This window comes from Patulibacter sp. NPDC049589 (assembly GCF_040675535.1).
Classification (GTDB): Bacteria; Actinomycetota; Thermoleophilia; order Solirubrobacterales; family Solirubrobacteraceae; genus Patulibacter.
The window spans coordinates 1-14,609 of sequence record NZ_JBFAPC010000058.1; the positions used below are offsets into that span (position 1 = coordinate 1).

The 14,609-nt window shown below is 74.5% G+C and carries 10 protein-coding genes; 6 read left to right on the forward strand and 4 right to left on the reverse strand.

The window, feature by feature from the left end; translation table 11 throughout:
* Positions 1-55: 55 nt before the first annotated feature.
* The 3 genes from AB0L40_RS12800 to AB0L40_RS12810 all read left to right on the forward strand — a co-directional run bounded on the left by AB0L40_RS12800 (position 56) and on the right by AB0L40_RS12810 (position 6,205).
* Positions 56-1,282, forward strand: coding sequence for a hypothetical protein (locus AB0L40_RS12800; protein ID WP_364354556.1), 1,227 nt, complete (start codon positions 56-58; stop codon positions 1,280-1,282).
* Between the two features lie 155 nt (positions 1,283-1,437).
* The gene (locus AB0L40_RS12805) at positions 1,438-5,352 is read left to right on the forward strand and encodes a PHP domain-containing protein (RefSeq protein WP_364354559.1); all 3,915 of its coding nucleotides are present in this window, start codon (positions 1,438-1,440) and stop codon (positions 5,350-5,352) included.
* A 322-nt stretch (positions 5,353-5,674) separates the two neighbouring features.
* On the forward strand, positions 5,675-6,205 hold the full coding sequence (locus AB0L40_RS12810; RefSeq protein ID WP_364354562.1) for a hypothetical protein: 531 nt from the start codon (positions 5,675-5,677) through the stop codon (positions 6,203-6,205).
* 56 nt (positions 6,206-6,261) lie between these two features.
* Here AB0L40_RS12810 and AB0L40_RS12815 read toward each other — a convergent pair whose 3' ends face one another.
* Positions 6,262-7,752, reverse strand: coding sequence for an amino acid permease (locus tag AB0L40_RS12815; protein WP_364354565.1), 1,491 nt, complete (start codon positions 7,750-7,752; stop codon positions 6,262-6,264).
* Between the two features lie 275 nt (positions 7,753-8,027).
* Between AB0L40_RS12815 and AB0L40_RS12820 the strand changes: the two genes are divergently transcribed.
* The 3 genes from AB0L40_RS12820 to AB0L40_RS12830 all read left to right on the forward strand — a co-directional run bounded on the left by AB0L40_RS12820 (position 8,028) and on the right by AB0L40_RS12830 (position 10,395).
* Positions 8,028-8,591 carry a carboxymuconolactone decarboxylase gene (locus AB0L40_RS12820; RefSeq protein WP_364354568.1) on the forward strand — a complete coding sequence of 188 codons (564 nt, stop codon included), beginning with the start codon at positions 8,028-8,030 and terminating at the stop codon, positions 8,589-8,591.
* Positions 8,588-8,980, forward strand: coding sequence for a helix-turn-helix domain-containing protein (locus AB0L40_RS12825; protein ID WP_364354571.1), 393 nt, complete (start codon positions 8,588-8,590; stop codon positions 8,978-8,980). Before AB0L40_RS12820 ends, AB0L40_RS12825 begins: the two co-directional genes overlap by 4 nt.
* A 77-nt stretch (positions 8,981-9,057) precedes the next feature.
* The gene (locus AB0L40_RS12830; RefSeq protein WP_364354574.1) at positions 9,058-10,395 is read left to right on the forward strand and encodes a glutamine synthetase family protein; all 1,338 of its coding nucleotides are present in this window, start codon (positions 9,058-9,060) and stop codon (positions 10,393-10,395) included.
* Between the two features lie 218 nt (positions 10,396-10,613).
* Here the strand turns inward: AB0L40_RS12830 and AB0L40_RS12835 are convergent, their stop codons facing one another.
* The 3 genes from AB0L40_RS12835 to AB0L40_RS12845 all read right to left on the reverse strand — a co-directional run bounded on the left by AB0L40_RS12835 (position 10,614) and on the right by AB0L40_RS12845 (position 14,553).
* Positions 10,614-11,312, reverse strand: a complete 699-nt coding sequence (locus AB0L40_RS12835; protein ID WP_364354576.1) for a hypothetical protein — start codon at positions 11,310-11,312, stop codon at positions 10,614-10,616.
* Between the two features lie 267 nt (positions 11,313-11,579).
* Positions 11,580-12,290 (reverse strand): hypothetical protein, encoded by a 711-nt coding sequence (locus tag AB0L40_RS12840; RefSeq protein ID WP_364354579.1) that lies wholly within the window; start codon positions 12,288-12,290, stop codon positions 11,580-11,582.
* Positions 12,291-12,492: 202 nt separating this feature from the next.
* On the reverse strand, positions 12,493-14,553 hold the full coding sequence (locus AB0L40_RS12845; protein ID WP_364354582.1) for a thioredoxin domain-containing protein: 2,061 nt from the start codon (positions 14,551-14,553) through the stop codon (positions 12,493-12,495).
* Positions 14,554-14,609 lie beyond the last annotated feature (56 nt).

A 14,609-nucleotide genomic window follows, 5' to 3' on the forward strand; every position in this document is an offset into this window, starting at 1 on the left:
TCCGGCACGGACGGGGCCTCGATCCGGCGCGGCGGGCCGGGCGACGCTGCCGGGCATGGCCCCCGACCGTCCCGCCCCGCGTCCCCCGGCCGGCGTGCCGCGTTCCGGCGAGCGCGGGCAGGCGAGCGTCGAGCACGCGGCGATCGTCCTGCTCGTCGCGCTCGTCCTCGCCGGGGCGGCGTGGGCGGCGGCCGGGTTCAGCGGCGTGGGGATCGTCAACGCGGTCCACTCCGGGATCCGGCGGGCGATCTGCGTCGCCGGCGCGGACGGCTGCGAGGACTTCCACGTCCGGCAGCCCTGCGCCGTCGCGCTGGAGGAGGACCGCACGTCCAAGGGCCTCAGCCTCGGCATCTGGCGCGTGGGCAAGGACCGCAGCGTCGCGGTCGAGCGCCGCTCCGACGGGACGGTGGCGGTCACGCTCTACGACGACCTGCAAGGCGGCGTCGGGAGCTCCGTCGGCGTCCGCTTCGGGATCGGGCGCTCCTCCTCGGACGACGACGGTCCCGCGCTCGAGGCCTCGGCGGGGGTCGAGGGACGGCTGCGCGGCGGCTGGGGCCGCACGTGGGAGCTCCCGGACGCCGCGTCCGCCGCCGCCCTGGTCCGCAGCCTGGCGGCGAAGGACCCGGTGCGCGCCCCGGACGTCGACCGCGTCCGCTTGCGCGCGGACCAGTCGCTGCGGGTCGGGGCGTCCGGGCCGCTGGGCGTGGACGCGGAGGGCTCCTTCGTCCAGGGCCTCAGCGGCGAGGGCACCCAGGACCGCCACACCGGCCGGATCACGGTCAGCCTCGCCGTCTCGCGGGCGGCGTCGGTGGACCTGGCCGGGCCGCTGGGCCTGAAGCTCGGCGCGTCCGTCGCGCTGGAGCCGTCGGCCACGCTGACCCTCGACCGGGACCTGCGCCCGCGCGAGCTGCGGCTCGTCGGCCGGGCGGACGCGCAGCGCGGGGCCGTGCGACGCGACGTGCAGTTGCGGGTCGACCTCACCCGGCCGGCGGTCGCCGCGGGGCTCTCCGAGCTCCTGCGCGGCCTGGTCTCCGCCGACGTCGGGCGGGCGCGGTCCTCCGCTGTCGCGCTCGGGCGCTGGGCCGCGGACGAGGGCTGGATCGACCAGCGCGAGTACGCGACGGCGTCGCAGACGGACGGCTTCGACGCCGAGATCGGGCTGGGCCTGAAGCTCGGGGCGCGCAACCAGGACACCCACAGCAGCGAGCGGCTGCTGTCGGCGCGGAGCCGGCCGCCGGGTGGGCTCTGGGAGGACCGCACGGACTGCGTCGGGCGCTCCTGATGCGGGTCGCCGGGCCCCGCCGCGTCCGCATCGGTGCCGGCGCTGCGTGGGGGCCGCGTTCCGGTGCGACGGGGCCCTGGATGGTCGCTCTCGCCCGTTTGCAGGGGGTTCGTGCGCGGTCGCGGGACGTCCGATCCCGATGCGAACATGTGTTCGTGTCCGGTGCCCCCTACGTCGAGCTGCACTGCCACTCGGCCTACTCGTTCCTCGACGGCGCCTCGCTGCCGGAGGAGCTGGTCCTGGCCGCCGCGCGGCAGGGCCACGACGCGCTCGCGCTGACGGATCACGACGGCGTCTCCGGCTCGATGGAGTTCGCCCACGCCGCCGCGGCGGCGGGGCTCCGGGCGCTCCACGGGGCGGAGCTCACGATCCGGGTCGACCCGAAGGGCCCGCCGCTGCCCCCGGCGGACATGGAGCCCGACCCTGCCACCCGCCGGCACCTGACGCTGCTGGTCAAGGACGGCCGCGGGTGGGCGAACCTCTGCCGGCTGCTGACGACGGCCCACCAGCACACGCGCGACCACCCCCGACGGGTCCGCACGGCGCCGTGGGTGACGATCGGCGACGTCTGCGACGCGCACCAGGGCCTGATCTGCCTGAGCGGCTGCGCCGACCACGGGGTGGAGGAGGAGCCGACGCTGCGCGTGCTGCGCGACGCCTTCGGGACGGAGGACCTCTACGTCGAGCTCCAGCGCCGGTACCTGCGCGGCGACCGCGAGCAGGGCCGCCGGCGCGAGCAGCTCGCGCGGCGGCTCGGGCTGCGCTGCGTGGCGACGGGCAACGTCCACGCGCACTCGAAGGAGCGCGCGCTGCTGCAGGACGCCCTGGTCGCGATCCGGCGCCACACGACGCTCGACGCGTCCGAGCCCGTCCGCCGCGGCAACCACAGCCACGTGCTGGCGACGCCGCGGGCGATGGTCGCCCGGCTCGACGACCACCCCGACGCGGTGGCGGAGTCGGTCCGCATCGCGGAGCGGCTGGAGTTCGACCTCACCCGCCAGCTCGGCTACAGCTACCCCGGGGCGGAGGACGTCGGCGCCGCCCGCGCGCTCGCGGGAGTCTGCGAGGCCGCGTTCGCGGAGCGCTACCCGGCCGGCCACCGGCTGCGGGCGGATGCGCAGGTCCGGCTGGAGGAGGAGCTGGCGCTGATCGGGCGGCTGAAGCTGCCGGGGTTCTTCGTCCTCCACCACGAGATCCTCGAGCTCGCCCGCGACGTCGCGCTCGAGGTCCGCGGACCGTCGGCGGCGCGGGCGGTGCTGCCGCCGGGGCGCGGCCGTGGGTCCTCGGTCTCGTCGATCGTCTGCTACCTCACCGGCCTGTCGCACGTCGACCCGATCGAGACGGGGCTCTCGCTCGGCCGCTTCCTCAACGACGACGTCTCCGGCGTGCCGGACATCGACCTCGACTTCCCGCGGGACATCAGGGCCGAGCTGATCCCGCGGGTGCACCAGCGCTTCGGGACGGACCGCGCGGCGCTGGTCGCCGCCTTCCCGACCTACCGCGCCCGCGGCGCGATCCGCGAGATCGGCGCCGCCCTGGGCCTGCCGGCGGCGGAGCTCGAGCGGGTCGCCCGCGCGTCGGAGGGCTGGTCCGGCCACGGCGTGGCGGGCGACATCGCGATGACGCTGGGCCCGGAGGGCGCGCACGTGGGCGGGCACGACGGGCCGGGCGGACCCGGGCCGGAGGGGCCGTACCCGTCGACCCATCCCGGGGACCCCGGGCATCCTTCGCGGCGGGACGAGCGCGCGAACGCCGAGCGGGAGTTCGGGGACGGCGGCGTGTCGTTCGCCACGACGGAGGGCTTCGTCGCCGGCATGCCGCCGGGCTGGCACCCCGCCTACGTCGCGGGGGGTCCGCTGGGCGGGCGCGGCGCGCCCGGACACCCCGGGTATCCCGGCGACGACGCCGGCCGCACCCTCCAGGACCCGTGGGGCGTCCCCGGGGGCGGGGTGCTCGACACCCGCGACATGCCCGCCGGGGTGGAGTACGACCCCGACGGCCCGCCCCGCAACCGCTGGGAGTGGCTGGCGAAGCTCTCGAGCCTCGCCCACGGCCTGCCGCGGCACCTCTCGCAGCACTCCGGGGGCATGGTGGTGGCGACCCGGCCGCTGGTGGACTGCTGCCCGGTGGTGCCCGCCGCGATGGCCGGCCGGCAGATGGTGATGTGGGACAAGGACTCCTGCTCCGACGCCGGCTTCCTGAAGATCGACCTGCTCGGCCTGGGGATGCTCTCGAGCGTCGAGCGCTGCGTCGAGCTGATCTCCGACCGCCGCGGGGAGCAGGTCGACCTCTCGCGGATCCCGCTCGACGACCCCGAGACCTTCGACACGATCAAGCGGGCGGACACCACCGGCGTCTTCCAGATCGAGAGCCGCGCGCAGATGGGATCGCTGCTGCGCACGCTGCCCGAGAACCTCGAGGACCTGACGATCCAGGTGGCGATCGTGCGGCCGGGACCGATCCAGGGCGGCGCCGTCAACCCCTACATCGAGCGGCGGCAGCGGATGCGCGTCGATCCGTCCTACCGCGTCCCGTACCTGCACCCGTCGCTGGAGGAGCCCCTGAGGCAGACCCTGGGGACGATCATCTTCCAGGACCAGGTGATCGACGTCTCGATGGCGTTCGCCGGGTTCACCGCCGGTCAGGCAGAGGGCCTGCGGCGGGCGATGAGCCGCAAGCGCTCGAAGGAGGCGCTCGAGGCCCACTTCGAGGCGTTCGTGGCCGGCGCCCAGGCGACGCACGGGAACGTCTCCGAAGAGCTCGCCCGCCAGGTCTGGGAGATGGTCCGGGGCTTCTCGGGCTTCGGCTTCCCCAAGGCGCACGGCGCGGCGTTCGGCCTGCTCGCGTACCAGTCGACGTGGCTGCGGGTGCACTACGGCGAGGAGTTCCTCTGCTCGCTGCTGGACGAGCAGCCGATGGGGTTCTACCCGCCCGACGCGCTCGTCCACGACGCCCAGCGGCGGGGCATCGCGGTGCGGGCGCCGGACGTCGAGCGCAGCCGGGACCACTGCACGGTCGAGGACGACGGCGCGGTCCGCATCGGCCTGGGCTACGTGCGCGGGGTCCGGGCGGAGGACGTCGCCCAGCTCGTGGCGGAGCGCGACGCCAACGGGCCCTGGCGCTCGCTGACCGACATGGTCGGCCGGCTCGGCGGCGGGCTGCCCTCGCTCGAGCGGCTCGCCTGGTCGGGTGCGTGCGACGCGCTGGCGGCGGGGGAGGGCGCGGACGCGCTGCCGCTCGCGCGGGCCCGGCGGGCGGCGCTCTGGCGGGTCGGCGCGGTGGCGCCCGGCAAGCGCGTGGCCGCGGGCACGCAGCTGGCGCTGGGGCTCGAGGCCCCGGAGCAGCCCGACCTCGCCGAGATGTCGTCGTGGGACCGCCTGATCGCGGACTACGAGACGACGGCGCTGACGACCGGCATCCACCCGATGGGCCTGCTGCGGGACCGCCTGCGCGAGCGTGGGATGGCGCGGAGCGGCGACCTCCGCCGGCTCCGTCACGGCAGCAGCGTGCGGGTCGGCGGGCTGGTGCTCGCCCGCCAGCGCCCGGGCAGCGCGAAGGGCGTCGTCTTCCTCCTGCTCGAGGACGAACAGGGCACCGTCAACCTCGTGATCCCGCCGGCGGTCTACGCGCGGGAGCGGCTGGCGGTGCGCACCGAGCCGCTGGTCGTGGCCGAGGGGCGACTCGAGCGGCACCCGGCCGCGGGCGGGCAGATCAACCTGCTGGTCCGCAGGATCGTCGCGCTCGACGAGGCGGTGCCGGAGGCCCGGCGCCAGGCGGCGAGCGAGGTCGCCCGGCTGCACCGCCTCTCGCCCGAGGAGCTGCAGCGCTGGCGCGACCAGCAGTCCGAGCCCGCGCAGGTCGCCGTCGGCGGCGGCGTGGTGATCGAGGATCCGCGCTTCGGCGGCGGCCGGCGGGGCCCGGGGCGCGGCGGGCCCGGGCCGGGCGGCGGCTCCGGGACGGCGGGCGGCGGGTCCGGGTCCGGCGGCGGGAACGGGGCGGCCCGGCCGGCGCGGGGCTTCCGCGAGGTGGCTCCTTCGGCGATGAACTTCGGGCAGGGACGGCGCCGATGAGCCGGCGGGGCCGGAGTCCGTGAGGGGACGGGGGAGGAGCCGGTGACCGACCCCTGACGAGAACGCGCTCTCGCGCGCGAACCTGCCACCATCCACCGCCCGGCGCAAGAACCTCCCGCATCTGGGCGGAATCTTGCAGGGCACTGTGAGCCCCGGCACCCTTGCGGGTGTCCGCTGCGCTGCTATCCTGCGACCACGCCGACTCCCGGTGGTACGCCATGCCGCCGGCGACCGGGAGCGCGGGAACCCCATCCGGGGACGAGACACGGCCAGATGGCCGCGTCCTTCGCCGGGTGGACGACCGCACCGGCGGCAGATCACCATGCCGAACGACCGCGACCAACCCTGGTGGGCAGACGCGCAGGAGTATCGCCACCGCGAGACGCGGCGGCGGACCCTCGACGACGCTCCGATCAGGTCCCGGGACGAGTACGAGACGGGCGCCGCCCGTCGCCGTCGTGCCGCCGCGGCCCGCGCATCCGCCCAGGAGCGTCGCGCCAAGCAGCGCCGGCCCGAGCCCGAGGAGTTCGGCTGGGTCGACGAGTCGCCCTTCGCGCCGTCGGAGCGTGAACGGGAGCGCGAGCGCGTCGAGCGCGAGAGCCACCGCCGCGCCCGCGAGCGCTCGCGTCAGCCCGGCACGGACGTCGCCCGCCGGCAGCAGCCCGGCCGCGGCCGTGGCGTCGCCCGCCGCCCCGGCGCCCGTCCGCCGGCGCGTCGTCGTCGCAACAACCTGCTCGCGCGCCCCGAGAAGCTCCTGCTCTACGCGGCGCTCCTCGGCCTCTTCCTGGTGCTCGCCGCGGTGAGCAACTCCGACGCCGCCGTGGTCGTGCACCACGTGGCGTCGAACCGGTAGCCGGCCCCGCCTCCGCCACGTCCCGGGACCTCCTCCCGGGACGAGCGGCGCCCCGCTCAGGTCGCGGGCTTGTGCTGCTCGGCCTCCGGGCGCGCCAGGCGGCTGTGCTTGCGCGCGTACGCGAAGTAGACGACGAAGCCGATCGCCATCCAGACGACGAGGCGGATCCAGGTGCCGACCGGCAGGTTCAGCATCAGCCAGAGGCAGGCCAGGACCGCGAGGATCGGCACGAGCGGCACCAGGGGCGTCCGGAACGGCCGGTGGAGGTCCGGCTGCGACTTGCGCAGGATCGGGACTGCGATCGAGACGAGGATGAACGCCGAGAGCGTCCCGATGTTCGTGGCCTCGCCGAGGACCTTCAGCGGCAGGAAGGCGGCCAGCAGCGCGACGGCGATCGCCGTGATCACGGTGATCCGGTACGGGGTCTTGTAGGTCGGGTGGACCTTCGACAGCCACGGCGGCAGCAGGCCGTCGCGGCCCATCGCGAAGAACACGCGCGACTGGCCGTACATGAGGATCAGCACGGTCGAGGTCAGGCCGGCCAGCGCCCCGATGGAGATCACCGTCGAGGCCCACGACGCTCCCACCTGGTCGAACGCGAACGACAGCGGGGCGTCCACCCCGAGCTTCTTGTACGGCACCATCCCCGTCACCACCAGGCTGACGAGCACGTAGAGGATCGTGCAGATGATCAGCGACGCGAAGATGCCGATCGGCAGGTCGCGCTGGGGGTTCTTCGTCTCCTCCGCGGCCGTCGCGACGATGTCGAAGCCGATGAAGGCGAAGAAGACCAGCGACGCGCCGAAGAAGATGCCCGGCACCCCGAACGCGCTGGTGGGTTCGCCGAGGATCGCCTGGATCAGCGGCTTCTCGTCCAGCGCGGTCGACGCGGTGCCCGCGGACTGGTGCGGGATGAACGGGTCCCAGTTGCCGGTCTTCACGTAGAACGCGCCGACGACGATCACGATCAGGATCACCGTCAGCTTGATCGCGACCACGACGATGTTCATCCGCGAGCTCTCGCGGATGCCGACGATCAGGATCGACGCGACGACCGCCACGATCACGACCGCCGGGATGTTGAAGTTCGCCGTCTGGCCCGCGATCGACGTCGGCAGGTGTATCCCGATGTCGTCCATGAGCTGGGTGAAGTACCCCGACCAGCCCTTCGCCACGGTGGCGGCGCCGAAGGCGAACTCCAGGATCAGGTCCCAGCCGATGATCCACGCGAAGATCTCGCCGAGGGACGTGTAGGAGAACGTGTACGCGGAGCCGGCGACCGGGACGGAGGACGCGAACTCGGCGTAGCAGAGGGCCGCGAGCCCGCAGGCGATCGCGGCGACGACGAACGACAGCGGCGCGGCCGGACCGGCCTTCTCCGCCGCGGCGGTGCCGGTCAGGACGAAGATGCCGGTGCCGACGATGACGCCGACGCCGAAGATCGTCAGCTGGAGCGGCCCCATCTCCTTCTTGAGGCCGTGCTCTGGGTCCTCCGTGTCGGCGATCGACGCCGCGACCGATTTCTTCCGCAGGAGTGTCGAACTCATCTTCGCCCGTTTCCCCGGTCGTCACGGGGGAAACGCGATCGGGCCCGTCCGTGACGCGCGGCGAGCGGCGGCGCGCCAATACCGGCGCGGCGATTGCGGAATCGTCCCCGGGCGGGTAGGTATCGAGGACCGGATCGGCCGTTCCGCCCGCCGCCCGCCGCCCGCGCAGGAGTTCGCGACCGGGGCGTTGCGATCCGCCGCCGGACGAGTACACTTACATCTTGTTAGTCGCTTCACGTTGTGAAGCACAGGTAAACGCCCTCGGAAGGTCCGTCATGCCCACTGCCATGAGCCGCTTCACCATTCACGACGACCTCTCCGCGCCCGAGGGGTCGCTCCCGGTGATCAAGGGGGCACTCGCCTCCGCCGGACAGCTGCCGAACCTCGTCGGCGTGCTCGCCGGGTCCCCGGCCGCCCTTCGCGGCTACGCCCGCTTCGCGGGTGAGCTGCGCCACGGCATCCTCGACGTCCCGACGAAGGAGCGCCTGTCGCTCGCCGTCGCCGAGCACTTCCGCTCGACCCCGGGCGTGAAGATGCACCAGCGCCTCGCCCGCCAGAACGGCATCGGGATCGACGAGGTCAAGCTCGCCCGCAACTTCGCGTCGGCGGACGAGAAGCAGGACGTCCTCCTGCGCTACGTCGGGCACCTGCTGCGCAAGCGCAGCCAGCCGCCGGCCGCCCTGCAGGAGGAGGCCCTCGAGCTCGGCTGGACCGAGGAGGAGCTCCTCGAGTCGATCGCGTTCGCGTCGGTCGAGGTCTTCTCGGCGCTCGTCAACATCGCGGGCGACGTGCCCGTGGACGGATCGACCGAGGAATCGCGCCAGCTCCGCGCGGCGTGATCCCCGGGGACGGCACCGGGGGCTGCTGCCCGCAGTACCACCAGGCGGTCGAGCTGATCGGCCGCCGGTGGACGGGCGCCATCGTGGCGATCCTCCTGGCGGAGGACGGGCCACGGCGGTTCTCCGAGCTCCGGGCCGCCGTGCCCGGGCTGTCGGACCGGGTCCTGTCCCAGCGGCTGCGCGAGCTCGAGGCCGAGCACCTCGTCGAGCGCGAGGTGCACCCCGGCCCGCCGCTGCGGGTGGCGTACACCCTGACGGCGAAGGGCCGCGATCTGGCGCCCGTCGTCCGGGCCCTGGAGCGCTGGGGTCAGCGCTGGATGGACTGCGCGGGCACCGAGCCCGTGGCCGTGTCGGTCGGCCCGTCGGCCGACGACCACCCTCTCGGCTAGCCTTCCCCCTCGGTGAGCGCGCGGTCGACGCGCTCCGGTCCAGTCCGGACCCCGAACCCACAGGAGCGAACGACACCGTGCCCGAGACCCCGCGCACCCCAGAGGACATCAAGCGCCTGGTGGCCGAGCAGGACATCCGCTTCGTGCGGATGTGGTTCACCGACATCCTGGGCCGCCTGAAGTCCTTCTCGGTCAACGCCTCCGACCTCGACGACGCGTTCGAGGGCGGGATGGGCTTCGACGGCTCCTCGATCACCGGCTTCAACGCCGTCGAGGAGTCGGACATGATCGCGATGCCCGACCCGTCGACCTTCGCGATCCTGCCGTGGGCGCCGAAGAGCGAGGGCGTCGCCCGTATCTTCTGCGACGTCCTGACGCCCGAGCGCACCCCGTACGAGGGCGACCCGCGCTACATCCTCAAGCGCGCGATCAAGCGGGCGACGGACATGGGCTTCGACGTCTTCAACGTCGGCCCGGAGCTCGAGTACTACCTCTTCAAGGACTCCAAGGACACCGAGGTCCTGGACGAGGGCGGCTACTTCGACCTCACCGCCCTGGACGCCGGCTCCGACGTCCGCCGCGACACCTCGCTGGCGCTGGAGGAGCTCGGCATGAAGGTGGAGTACAGCCACCACGAGGGTGGCCCCTCGCAGCACGAGATCGACATCCGGTACGCGGACGCCCTGAAGATGGCGGACGACTGCATGACGTACCGGCTGACGGTCAAGGAGATCGCGATGCAGCACGGCTGGCACGCGACCTTCATGCCCAAGCCGCTGACGGGCGAGAACGGCTCCGGGATGCACACGCACCTGTCGCTGTTCCGCGACGGGCGCAACGCGTTCTACGACCCGAACGACCGGTACTACCTGTCCGACATCGGCAAGGCGTTCATCGCCGGCCAGCTGCGCCACGCGCGCGAGATGTCGGCGGTCTACGCGCAGTGGGTCAACAGCTACAAGCGGCTGGCGCCGGGCTACGAGGCACCGGTCTACGTCGCGTGGTCGCGCCGCAACCGCTCCGCGCTGGTGCGCGTCCCGATGTACCACCCGGGCAAGGAACAGGCCACGCGGATGGAGCTGCGCTGTCCCGACCCGGGCTGCAACCCGTACCTGACGTTCGCGCTGCTGCTGCACGCGGGCCTCGACGGCATCGAGAAGGGCTACGAGCTGCCCGAGCCGATGGAGCGCAACCTCTACCACCTGTCGCCGGACGATCGCCGTCGCCTCGGCATCGAGCAGCTGCCCGAGACGCTCGGCGAGGCCGTGGAGCTGGCCGCCGAGTCCGAGCTCGTCCTCAAGGCGCTGGGCGAGCACACGCTCGACCGCTTCGTGGAGATCAAGCGCGAGGAGTGGGAGGACTACCGCGTGCAGGTCACGCAGTGGGAGCTCGACCGGTACCTCCCCGTCCTGTAGCGGGCGGCCCGGGGCGCACGTAGACGCATCGGATCTCGGCACGCGACGAACGCTGCAGTGCGGTTACCTGCCGGTCCTCTAGGACTGGCGAGGGTCGCCGTCGTGGGACGGCGACCCCGGTGGGACGACGTGGTCCCGCGACACGGGCGACCGTCCGGCGCACCGCGCGCCGGGTTCGATCGCGCCGGGACCTCGAGCAGTCCCGGCGCCGGGACTGCTTAGAAGGAGGTGCGGCGGATGCGGAAGCCCGAGCCGAGGGCCTTGCTCTTGTCGAGCTTCTTGCCGGCGTTCACGTACAGCGTGTAGCTGCCGGTGCGGTAGTTCGACGGCGCGACCACGGCCTTGCGGCTGACGTAGCCGCAGACGTTGCCGGTGCCGATCTCGAACCGCTTGAGGACCTTGGTGCTCTTCGTCCCGCGGACGATGAAGCCGTAGACCTTCTGGCCGGCGAAGATCGTCGCGGAGGCGCGCACGAGGCGCTTCTTGCGCGGGTTGCTCGGCTTGGTCGACACGTCGACGGCGATCGTCGCCGTCTTGATGTCGGCGGAGCCGGTGATCGGCGAGCCGCCGGGCAGGAACTCGGTGACCTCGAGCTTCACGGCGCGGCCGGCGCTCGGGTAGATGCCGGCGGTGCTGTACGAGCCGCCGATGGAGTAGGTGGCGTTGCCGGCGGCGTCGAAGTTGCCGACCTGGCTGCCGGCCTTGCCGCCGACGCCGTAGATCTGGAAGCGGCCGCCCGGCGTGCCGCCGCTGATCGTGCCGGTGATCGGCTGGTACTGGGTGTTGCCCGGCTGGTACAGCGACGAGTAGCACGGGGCGCTCGGGGTGATCGCCGCGGCGGAGCCGACGGCCGGCACGGCGGCGAGGCCGAGCAGGGCGATGGTCGGCGCGGCCACGAGGGACAGAGGACGGGGCATGATGCTCCTGATCGGGGGGAATGCGGCGGGCGCGGGGGACGCCCGTCCGGGCCTGATCCTATTGCGAACGACGCCGTTCCCGCCGTGAGAGATTCGTGAGGACGCCACACCGCGCGGCGCACAGGACGTCCCCGGGATCGGTCTGCGTCGGGGCCGGGGCCGGGCTCGGAGCCCGCGAGCACGCGGCCCCCGGCGACCGCGACGCGTGGCCTTCGCCGTCGCGGTCGTCCGCGGTGGACGCCGACGTCGCCGCCGCCGCGGCGGCCGTCAGCCGCGGCCGACGGTGAAGCCGAAGACGACCGTCGACGGCGACGTCCGGCGGAGGGTCTTCCCCGGACCGACGTAGAGCCGGTAGGCGCCGCGGCGGGCGCCGGGCGGGGCCACGACGACCTTGCGCCGGACGTAACCGCAGACGTCGCCCGTCCCGAGGCTCACGCGCCGCAGCGCCTTGCGGCCGCCCTTGCGCACGACGAAGCCGTAGAGCCGCTTGCCGGCCAGGGGCGTGCCGGAGACCCGGACGAGGCGCTTGGAGCGGGGGCTCCGCGGGCGCAGCGCGACGGAGATCGTGTAGTTGACGACGCGCGTCTGGCCGATCGGGGTGACGGCGCCCGCGGCGTCGCGGACGGCGAGGTCGATCACGCGGCCGGCGGACGGGGCGGTGCCGAGGCCGAAGAGGCTGGTGATCCGCGGCGTCGCGCTGCCGGACCCGTCGTAGGACCCGGACGCCGAGCCGGCGGACCCGGCCGGCCGGCCGGGGAGGGCGGCGAGCAGGGTGAACGTCGCACCCGGGCCGCCGCCGCGCAGCGTCGCGACGATCGGCTCGTCGCTCGTGCTGGAGGGCAGGTTCGAGTAGCAGGGGCTCGCGACGGTGCCGGTGACCGACGAGCCGCCGGACGGGAGCGCGGCGATGCCGACGGGGACGGCGACCAGGGCGGCGGCGCCGGCGGCGAGACCGAGGAGGAGTGGGCGGCGAGGCATGATGGGTTCCTGGGGCTCCGGAAGGGCGGCCGCGAGCCGCGCACGCGAACTGTAGAAGGTGGCGCGCCGCCACGACGCGGGTGACCGGTCGCGGCCCCCACGGCGGCCATCGCGCGGGTCCCGCGGCCGCCGGTCGGCCTCCGGCACCGCGAGAGACGACAGCCGCCGACCGACCACGGGGCGCGGCTCGGACCGGGGGCGCTCAGCCCGCCGGGGTCGGGCCGTCCAGCGCCGCCCGCAGTGCGTCCGGGTCCGTGACCGGCGCCCGGCACGCGAAGCCCTCGCAGACGTACGCGGCGGCGCGGCCGTCGACGGCCGTCCGGCCTCGCAGCAGGGCGACCGGCGTCCCGTCCGGGTCGTCCCCGTCGCCGGTCGCGACCACGACGCCCGGCCGCGGGCGCTCGCGGACCACGGCGAGCAGCGCCTCGCGCTGGTCGGCGGGCCCGACGATCGCGACCTCGCGCGTCGTCCGCCGACGCTCGTCGAGCGCCAGCAGCGCGTACGCGACGGCCTGCGGGTGCTTCTCGGCCAGCGGGCCGGCCAGTCGCAGCCAGCCCTCGGCGGCGGCCGTCCAGCGGTGCTCGCCCGTCAGGGACCCGAGGCGCAGCAGCCCGCGCGCCGCGGACGCGCCGCCCGACGGCGTCGGCGCGTCGTCGAGCTCCTTGCGGCGGACCAGCAGCGCCTCGGCGTCGTCGGCGGTGGAGAAGAAGCCGCCGCGCTCGGGGTCGGAGAAGCGGGCCACGATCGTCGTCGCGAGCTCCTCCGCCCACGCCAGGTCGGCCGGGTCGCCGCCGGCCTCGAAGAGGGCGAGCGCGCCCTCGAGCAGGAAGGCGTGGTCCTCGAGCACCGCCGCGTGGGGTGCGGCGCCGCCGCCGGCCCGGTGCGACCACGAGCGCCGCAGGCGGCCGTCGACGACGAGCCCGCGGCGGACGAACGCGGCGGCCTCCCGGGCGACGTCGACCAGGTCGTCGCGCTCCAGCGCCGCGCCGGCCTCGGCGAACGCCTGGATCGCCAGGCCGTTCCAGCCGGCGAGGCGCTTGTCGTCGACGCCCGGCCGGACCCGCTGCGAGCGGGCGGCGAGCAGGCCGGCGCGGATCCGCTCGCGGGCGGCGGCGTCGGGGTCGGGCCCGCGGTCCTCGAGCACCGAGACGCCGCCCTCGGCGTTGCCGGCGTCGGTCACGCCGAACCACGTGATGGCGGCCTCGGCCTCCGCCGGGGGCAGGGCGGCGCGGATCTGCTCCGGGGTCCAGACGTAGAAGCGGCCCTCGACGCCCTCGGAGTCGGCGTCCAGCGCGGCCAGGAACCCGCCCTCCGGCCCGCGCAGCTCGGTGGCGAGGAACGCCAGAGTGCGCTCCGCGACCTCGCGCAGCGCGTCGTCGCCCCAGAGCTGCCAGCCCTGCACGTAGGCGCGGGCGAGCAGCGCGTTGTCGTAGAGCATCTTCTCGAAGTGCGGGACCGACCAGGTGGCGTCGACGGCGTAGCGCGCGAAGCCGCCGCCGAGCTGGTCGTGGATGCCGCCGGAGGCCATCGAGCGGAGCGTCTGGCGGGCCAGGGCGGCGGCGAGCGGGCGCTCCTCCGCCGCGGGGTCGTCGCCCTCCCCGTCGCCGGCGGCACGGGCGAGGAGGAACAGCAGCGCCGCGTGCGGGGGGAGCTTCGGGGCGGTCCCGAAGCCGCCCTGGAGCGCGTCGTAGCCCGCGCGCAGCGCGCGGACCGCGGCCGGCAGCAGCGCCGCGTCCGGGACGTCGTCGGCCGGGCGCAGGTGCGCCGCGCCGGCCAGCCGGGCGCCCGCGTCGGTCAGGGACGCCAGGATCTCGTCGCGCCGCTCGCTCCACGCCTGCGCGACGGCGTCGAGGACCAGCCGCCACGAGGGCAGGCCGTTCCGCGACTCCGGCGGGAAGTACGTGCCGCCGTGGATGGGCTGCTGCTGCGGGGTCAGGAAGACGTTCAGCGGCCAGCCGCCCTGTCCCGTCATGCCCTGCACGGCGTCCATGCAGATCGCGTCGACGTCGGGCCGCTCCTCGCGGTCGACCTTCACGCACACGAAGGACTCGTTCATGACCGCGGCGACGCCGGGGTCCTCGAAGGACTCGTGCGCCATCACGTGGCACCAGTGGCAGGCGGAGTACCCGATCGACACGAGCAGCGGCTTGTCCTCCGCTGCGGCGCGCTCCAGCGCCTCGGGGCCCCACGGCAGCCACGCGACGGGGTTCTCCGCGTGCTGCAACAGGTAGGGGGACGTCTCCCGGGCCAGCGCGTTCGGCATCCACCGGAGCGTGCCACACGGCCCCGGCGCGGGGGGAGACCGCGGCCGGCGTCCAC